The organism is Arthrobacter sp. FW306-1B-G06A, assembly GCF_058781765.1.
Genome location: NZ_JBYSXB010000074.1, coordinates 1 through 8,427 on the forward strand (window position 1 = coordinate 1; position 8,427 = coordinate 8,427).

Here is an 8,427-nt window from a genome sequence, read left to right on the forward strand (position 1 = left end):
GATGCCGAACTCGGGCGAGAAATACGCGATGCACGCCGGAGCATCCGGACCCAGGCCCTGGTACCAGCGCGGCTCACTCAGGTACCGGTCCAGATCCGCGGCAGCATGCTGAACACGCTCTACAAGTTCATTGTTGGAAGCAAGTTGGTCCAGCTGATCGCGGCTGATTGACCCCAGGAGGCTTATTGGATCGTGATGGCTCTCCTCCCACAATTCCTGGTCAAGGCTTGCAAAGAGCTCGCGCGTAGCCCGGTGCCACGACCAGCGCAGATTTGTCGCGAGACGAGCCAACGGCCGGATTGGTTCGGGGAGCAGTGTACGGACTGTAAACCTTCGGATTGCCTTCACGAGCGCCACACTAATCCACTCGGTGGACGGCAGGAACAGCTTTCGGTTTCTTTTAGGTAAATGACACATTGCGCGGAAGAGTCTGGGGTACCTCTTCGCAAAATGTGATTTTTCTCGCTAACGTCGAGGTTGTGACCACTACTGCAGCACCGCGATCCAGCTCAGCATCCAAGTCCAAGCAGAAGGCCGGTATCACCGAGGGTCTTAAGTTCGGCAGATTCCCGATCACGGCCGTGCAGCCCGTCATCGAGGAAGGCCGGTTCCCGGCCAAGGCCTTGCCGGGTGAAGATTTGGTGATTGGCGCCACGGTCTTCCGCGAGGGCCACGACCAGCTGGGGGTGAGCGCCGTCCTGCTGGACCCCAAAGGCAAAGAACGCCAACGTGTCCGGCTTGCCCCGGCCCCGGGTGAGCGTGGCAAGGGAACGGACCGTTGGGAGGGCCTGCTGACCCCAACGGCACCTGGAGCCTGGACCTTCGCAATCGAGGCCTGGCACGACCGCTACGGCACGTGGCACCACAACGCCGAAGTGAAGGTCGAGGCCGGCATCGACGTGGAGCTGATGCTCGCTGAGGGCGTCGCCCTGCTCGCGGAAGCCGCTGCCGAAAGCACGCGAAATGCCGCAGACAAACGCATCCTTCGCACTGCCTCCGAAGGCCTCGCCGACACTTCGAGGACTGCCGAGGAGCGCCTTGCCGCCGGCTTCAGCCCAGAGGTCGCGGCCGTCGTCGAACGCCAGCCGATCCGTGAGCTGGTGACTGTCTCGGAACAATACCCACTCCTCGTGGAGCGTGACCTCGCCGGCCGCGGGGCCTGGTACGAATTCTTCCCCCGCTCCGAAGGTGCCGTTTTCGATCCCACCACGGGAACATGGACTTCAGGCAACTTCACGACGGCGGCCAAGAGGCTCGACGCCGTCGCGGACATGGGCTTCGACGTCATCTACCTGCCGCCCATCCACCCGATTGGCTTCCAGCACCGCAAGGGGCGCAACAACACCTTGACCCCGGGTCCGCAGGATCCCGGCTCGCCGTGGGCCATCGGCTCCGAAGCCGGCGGCCACGACGCCATCCATCCGGAATTGGGATCCTTCGAGGATTTCGACGCTTTCGTGGCCCGCGCCAATGAGCTGGGCCTCGAGGTCGCGCTGGATTTGGCCTTGCAGGCCGCCCCGGACCACCCCTGGGTGAAGACCAATCCGGAATGGTTCACCACCCGGGTTGACGGCAGCATCGCCTATGCCGAAAACCCGCCGAAGAAGTACCAGGACATCTATCCGCTGAACTTCGACAACGATCCCGCCGGTCTATCGAAGGAAATCCTGCGGATCGTCTTCCTGTGGGTAAGCCACGGCGTGAAGATTTTCCGCGTGGACAATCCCCACACCAAGCCTGTGTGGTTCTGGGAATGGCTGATCGCCAAGGTCAACAAAAAGCACCCCGACGTCGTCTTCCTCGCCGAGGCGTTCACCCGCCCCGCGATGATGCATGCCCTTGGCCGGGCAGGTTTCCAGCAGTCGTACACGTACTTCACGTGGCGGAACACCAAGACCGAACTGGAATCGTATTTCCAGGAGGTCAGCCACGAATCTCCGGCGTACTTCCGGCCGAATTTCTTCGTCAACACCCCGGATATCCTCACCGAATACCTCCAATACGGCGGCCCGGCCGCGTTCCGCATCCGCGCCGCGCTGGCAGCCACGGCCAGCCCGCTCTGGGGCGTCTACGCCGGATTCGAGCTGTACGAGCATGTGGCGCGTCCCGGCGCCGAAGAGTACATCGACAACGAGAAATATGAGTTCAAGGACCGCAACTGGGATGCCGCAGCGGCTTCCGGGCACAGCCTCGCCCCGTACATCACACGGCTTAACGCCATCCGGAAGGCCCACCCGGCCTTGGGTGATCTGCAGAACCTGACGTTGCATCACAGCACGGATGACGCCACCATCGTGTTCTCCAAGCACAAGACCTTGCCCGACGGCAGCAAGGACACCCTGATCATCGTGGTAAACGTCGATCCCCACGGCACCAGGGAAAGCACCGTGACGCTGGATCTGTCCGCTCTTTCGCTGGATCCATCCGACTTCACCGCCAACGGACGATTCTGGGTGGATGATTTGGTCAGCGGCGAAAGCTGGGAGTGGGGCGAGTACAACTACGTCCGGCTGGACGCCCATGTAGAACCGGCACACATTCTCAATATCCGGAGGTAGCCTTAGTGAGCTTCAATCCGCAGGGTCAGAGTCAGTACTTCACGCCGAAGAACACTTTCGAGCTGAACGCCCCGGGTCTTCAACACGACCCTCATTGGTATCGGAAGGCGGTCTTCTACGAAGTGCTGGTGCGGGCCTTCGCGGATGCGAACGGCGACGGTTCTGGTGACTTCCACGGACTGATCGACAAGTTGGATTACCTGCAGTGGCTCGGAGTGGATTGTTTGTGGCTGCCGCCGTTTTTCGATTCGCCTTTGCGCGACGGCGGTTACGACATTTCCGATTACACGTCCGTTTTGGACGAGTTCGGCACCATCAGCGACTTCAAGCGGCTCGTGGCCGAAGCGCATGCGAGGGGCGTCAGGGTCATCATCGACCTCCCGCTGAACCACACCTCGGACCAACACCCTTGGTTCCAGGAATCACGCAAGAACCCGGACGGCCCGTTCGGCGACTTCTACGTGTGGAGTGACACCGACGAGAAGTACCAGGACGCGCGCATCATCTTCGTGGATACGGAAGAGTCGAACTGGACGTTCGATCCTATCCGCCGGCAGTTCTTCTGGCACCGGTTCTTCAGCCACCAGCCCGACCTGAACTTCGAAAACCCCAAGGTCATCGAGGCCGTCCACGACGTCGTCAAGTTCTGGCTGGACCAAGGCATTGACGGATTCCGGGCAGATGCCATCCCGTACCTCTTCGAAGAAGAGGGCACCAATTGCGAGAACCTGCCGGCCACCCACGGCTTCCTGCGGGATCTGCGCAAGATGGTGGACGAGAACTACCCGGGCCGAGTGATCATCGCCGAAGCGAACCAGCCGCCGCACGACGTCGTGGAGTACTTCGGCACGGAGGAAGAACCGGAATGCCACATGGCCTTCCACTTTCCCATCATGCCGCGCTTGTACTACGCACTCCGCGACCAGAAGGCCGCACCCATCATCGAGACGCTCCGGGATACCCCGGGAATCCCTGCCGGCGCGCAATGGGGTACGTTCCTGCGCAACCACGACGAACTCACCCTGGAGATGGTCACCGCCGACGAGCGTGCCGCCATGCTGGGCTGGTACGCCCCGGACCCGCGCATGCGGGCCAACATCGGTATTCGGCGCAGGCTCGCCTCGCTGCTGGACAATTCCCGTTCCGAGATCGAGCTGATCAATGCGTTGCTGCTTTCCCTGCCCGGCAGCCCCTTCTTGTACTACGGGGATGAAATCGGGATGGGAGACAACATCTGGCTTGACGATCGCGACGCGGTCCGCACGCCGATGCAATGGAACCCCGACCGCAACGCGGGTTTCTCCAACGCAGATCCCGGAAAGCTCTACCTCCCCGTCATCCAGTCGCTGGTCTACAACTACAGCATGGCGAACGTCGAGGCCGAAGCAGCCCATTCCGGCTCGCTCCTGCGCTGGACACGCCAGATCCTGAGCGTGCGGAGGAACCACCCGGCCTTCGGGCTAGGCGACTTCAAACACGTTCCGGCGGACCACGAGGTGGTTCTCGCCTACATGCGTGATCTCCGGGAGGACAATCCGGAAGGCGAGGATGCCGAATCCATCCTCTGCGTTTTCAACCTGTCCCAACATCCGGTTGCCACAACCCTGGATATCCCTGAATACGCCGGAAGGGGCCTGAGGGACGTGTTCGGCGGCCAGCCGTTCCCGGGGATCGGCGCCGACGGCTCCCTCACCCTCACGCTCGGTAGCCACGACTTCTTCTGGCTCCGGATACGTTCGGCAGGTTCCACAGGCTCCTCGCCCTACACCCAGGCCATCCCAGTGCTTTCCATCGAAGGCTGACATGAGTCACATGGCGCCCACCACGGTCCTGGCCCCCCTGCTCAAGGAATGGCTGCCCCGGCAGCGCTGGTTTCCCGTCAAGGCAGGGTTGTTCGAACTGGATTTCGTCGGCTCGTTCGGTCTTCCTGCGCCCACCTCCGGGACCGGCTTGGAGGTCCAGCTGATCTCCGTCGCCTACGCCACGGCCGATGGCGGGAGGCAGACAGACATCGTCCAAGTGCCGCTCAGCTTTCGCTCCGCGCCCTCCGCCGCCTTGGCAACTGCCTCGGTGGGCCAGATCGGTGGAACAAGCGAGCAGGATCCGCCTCTCTGGGTATACGACGCCCCGCACGATCCTGAATTCGTGACGGCATGGCTGGATCTGATCCGGGGCCAGGCCACCGCCGATCCCGGAGTGGGGGAGTGCACCGCGAGCGGACATACGGTGCCGGGCGGCCTGCGGCTGCCCACCGCCTCAGGATCCGTTCGGGTGTCTTCCGGCGAGCAGTCCAATACTTCGGTGATCGTCGACGATGGCGTGTCCGCGGCGATCGTGAAGATCTTCCGGGTCCTGTCGGTCGGCAAAAACCCCGAGGTGGAGGTCGGTGCGGCCCTGACCTCGGCGGGAACCAAGGAAGTGCCGTCCACCCTAGGGTGGATCACGGGAACCTGGGAGGTGTGGACGCCCCAGGGTCGCCACGGAACAGCCTCGGCGGATTTCGCCGTTGCCCACGAGTTCCTTGCCGGCGGGCAGGACGCTTGGCGCCTCGCCGTCGACGCCGCGGCATCAGGCAAAGACTTCGCCGCCGAAGCCCGGCAACTGGGCCAAGCGACTGCCACCGTGCACTTGCGCCTCGCGGAAACCCTCGGAACCGCCACGGAACGCGTTCCGGGCCAGGACATCGCGCCCGAAGTAGCCCGGCGCGTCCGCCAGTCGTGGGCTGAGGCGGGCACCGCCGTCGGGCCCCATGAGCAGCAGCTCGAGGCACTCCTGGCGCAATTGGCGGGCAAGGAAGCCGGAACCCTGCAGCGCATCCACGGAGACCTTCACTTGGGCCAGATCCTTTTGGTGCCTGGCGCCGCGGGCGAACCTGCGCGGTGGGCGATCCTGGACTTTGAGGGCGAACCACTGAGGCCGATTGAACACCGTAACATTCCCGACGTTCCCCTGCGGGACGTCGTCGGGATGCTGCGGTCCTTCGACTACGCGGCCGGTGCGGCCATCCGCGAGAACCCGGGCGCCCGGGTTCCCGCCACGTGGGTTGACGACTGCGCCGAGGCCTTCCTGGCTGGCTACAGCGACATCACCCCTGGAACGATTGACCGCCGCTCGCCGCTGTTTGTGGCATTGTGGCTGGACAAGGCCTTGTACGAGGTGATCTATGAGCTGCGGAACAGGCCGGACTGGTTGCCCATTCCGGTCAATGCTTCGCGGCAGCTCCTCGGAAACACGAGCCCCGGCACGGATGCCGCGGCGACATCGGAAGGTAAGGAAATGACAGGCTCAGCACGTACCGAACGGCCCCGAGTCCCGCTGTATGTGGACGCCGCTACCCTGGGCCGGGTGGCCGCTGGTGCGCACCACGCCCCGCACTCGGTGCTGGGCGCCCACCTTGACGACCACGGTCACGTCACCATCCGTACGGTCAAGCACCTCGCTGCGGAGGTATCTGTGGTCACCGAAGCCGGTTCCACCCCGATGACCCACGAGACCGACGGCATCTGGGTGGCTGTCCTCGAACCGCTGCAGCAAGGCCACGTACCGGACTACCGACTGGACGTCGTGTACGGCGATTCCGCGCCCGTGACGATCAACGATCCCTACCACTACCTTCCAACCGTCGGGGAAGTGGACCTGCACCTCATCGGAGAAGGCCGGCACGAACGGCTTTGGGACACGCTGGGCTCCCACGTCCAGCACTACCGTTCCCCGCTCGGCGATGTGGACGGCGTCTCCTTCGCCGTCTGGGCCCCCAACGCACAGGCAGTCCGCGTCAAGGGTGACTTCAACTCCTGGGATGGGCGTGAGCACGCCTTGCGCTCACTCGGGTCTTCAGGCGTCTGGGAGGTCTTCATCCCGGGCGTTGTAGCAGGGGCGTGCTACAAATTCGAGTTGCTCACCAAGGCCGGACACTGGGTGGAGAAAGCCGACCCGCTCGCCTTCGGCACCGAAGTTCCGCCCTTGACCGCGTCACGCGTAGTGGAGTCCGGCTACCGCTTCAAGGACGACGCCTGGATGACCGCGCGCGCCAACAAGGATCCGCACAACTCGCCCATGAGCGTGTACGAGGTCCACCTTGGTTCCTGGCGCCTTGGCCTCGGGTACAAGGAGTTGGCCAAGGACCTCGTTGAGTACGTGAAGTGGCTCGGGTTCACCCACGTCGAGTTCATGCCGGTGGCCGAGCACCCCTTTGGCGGTTCATGGGGCTACCAAGTCACGTCCTACTTTGCTCCGACCTCCCGCTTCGGGCATCCGGATGAATTCAGGTTCCTTGTCGATTCGCTGCACCAGGCGGGCATCGGCGTCATCTTGGACTGGGTCCCCGCGCACTTCCCGAAGGATGCCTGGGCCCTCGCCCGTTTCGACGGCGAACCACTGTACGAGCACTCCGATCCCAGGCTCGGTGAGCACCCGGACTGGGGCACGCTCATCTTCGACTTCGGCCGCACCGAAGTTCGCAACTTCCTGGTCGCGAACGCGCTCTACTGGCTCGAGGAATTCCATATCGACGGACTCCGCGTGGACGCCGTGGCCTCCATGCTCTACAGGGACTATTCGCGAGAGGAAGGGGAGTGGTTCCCCAACGTCCACGGTGGACGCGAGAACCTGGAAGCGATTTCGTTCCTCCAAGAGGTCAACGCCACGATCTACAAGACCCACCCCGGCGCAGTGACCATTGCCGAGGAATCCACCGCATTCCCCGGTGTCACCGCGCCGACCAACCACGGTGGGCTCGGATTCGGCCTCAAATGGAACATGGGCTGGATGCACGATTCCCTCAAGTACATCTCCGAAAACCCGGTGAACCGCCGCTGGCACCACGGCACAGTGACGTTCTCCATGGTCTATGCCTTCACGGAGAACTTCCTGCTGCCCATTAGCCACGACGAGGTAGTGCACGGCAAAGGATCCATGCTGCGCAAGATGCCCGGCGACCGTTGGCAGCAGCTCGCCAACCTGCGGGCGTTCATGGCGTACCAGTGGGCCCACCCGGGCAAGCAGCTCATCTTCATGGGCACCGAATTCGGCCAAGAGGCCGAGTGGTCCGAACAGCACGGGCTCGACTGGTTCCTTGCCGACATCCCGGCGCACCGAGGACTGCAATTGCTCACGCGCGAGTTGAACACGCTGTACAGCTCGACGCCGGCCCTTCACGTCCGGGACAACGAGCCCGGCGGTTTCCAGTGGATCAACGGCGCGGACGCGGATCGCAACGTACTGACTTTTATCAGGTGGGACCACGACGGCAACCCCTTGGTGTGCGCCGTGAATTTCTCGGGAGGCCCGCACCAGGACTATGTGCTCGGCGTCCCGGCCGCCGGCGCATGGCAGGAAGTACTCAACACTGACGCCGAGGTCTACGGAGGCTCGGGTGTGATCAACAGCGGTGAACTTCTTGCCACCGCACCCGGGGCGGAAGGGCTGCCTGCGGCACTGACCGTCACCTTGCCGCCGCTCGGAGCCTCTTGGTTCGCGCCTGTGGGGTAGTTGTCCTGTTTGCGTGAGGGTGAAGCTTGCCTGAGGGTGAAGGGTCCGGAAAACTTTGAGTTTCCGGGCCCTTTGCGTGGGATCTCAGGGGCGCCTGCTGGAGCGTAGAAGCCGCCCGGAGGGGGGTTTTGCCTCCCCGGCGAAGTGGTGGTATAGTTAGTACCCGCGCTGCTCCCCAGTGGAGATCGGTGAAGTTGACTGAGTTCCTCGTGAAAATCAAGTCAAGAACGCTGATTTGACTAGGAGGCAAGCAGCCGGTAAGTTTGGAAAGTTGCTCCGGAGCGAGTCTGATCCTTGTGGGTTGGGTGGTGCCGGGTGTGTCTGTTGTTTGAGAACTCAATAGTGTGCCAAGTTTGTTGATACCGATTTGTTTTTATGA

General features: G+C 63.0%; 4 protein-coding genes. 3 read left to right on the forward strand and 1 reads right to left on the reverse strand.

What is annotated here, in order from left to right; translation table 11 throughout:
• The coding region (locus tag AC3WJM_RS22720) for a DUF3417 domain-containing protein (protein ID WP_492273026.1) at window positions 1-417 on the reverse strand (417 nt) is incomplete at its 3' end.
• 62 nt (window positions 418-479) lie between these two features.
• Between AC3WJM_RS22720 and AC3WJM_RS22725 the strand changes: the two genes are divergently transcribed.
• From AC3WJM_RS22725 to AC3WJM_RS22735, 3 genes are read left to right on the forward strand one after another with little or no spacing between them, the layout of a single operon-like run.
• Entirely contained in the window at window positions 480-2,558 is a 2,079-nt protein-coding gene (locus AC3WJM_RS22725) for an alpha-1,4-glucan--maltose-1-phosphate maltosyltransferase (RefSeq protein WP_059388672.1), read from the forward strand.
• 5 nt (window positions 2,559-2,563) lie between these two features.
• Window positions 2,564-4,360: a maltose alpha-D-glucosyltransferase gene (treS, locus tag AC3WJM_RS22730; RefSeq protein ID WP_284992057.1), complete on the forward strand. Its 1,797-nt coding sequence runs from the start codon at window positions 2,564-2,566 to the stop codon at window positions 4,358-4,360.
• A gap of 1 nt (window position 4,361) precedes the next feature.
• Window positions 4,362-8,048, forward strand: coding sequence for a 1,4-alpha-glucan branching enzyme (locus AC3WJM_RS22735; protein WP_332603731.1), 3,687 nt, complete (start codon window positions 4,362-4,364; stop codon window positions 8,046-8,048).
• Window positions 8,049-8,427: the final 379 nt, after the last annotated feature.

Excerpts from the sequence above, each read along its gene's own strand:
- AC3WJM_RS22735 (WP_332603731.1), top strand. The coding sequence starts at position 4,362 with ATGAGTCACATGGCGCCCACCACGGTCCTGGCCCCCCTGCTCAAGGAA.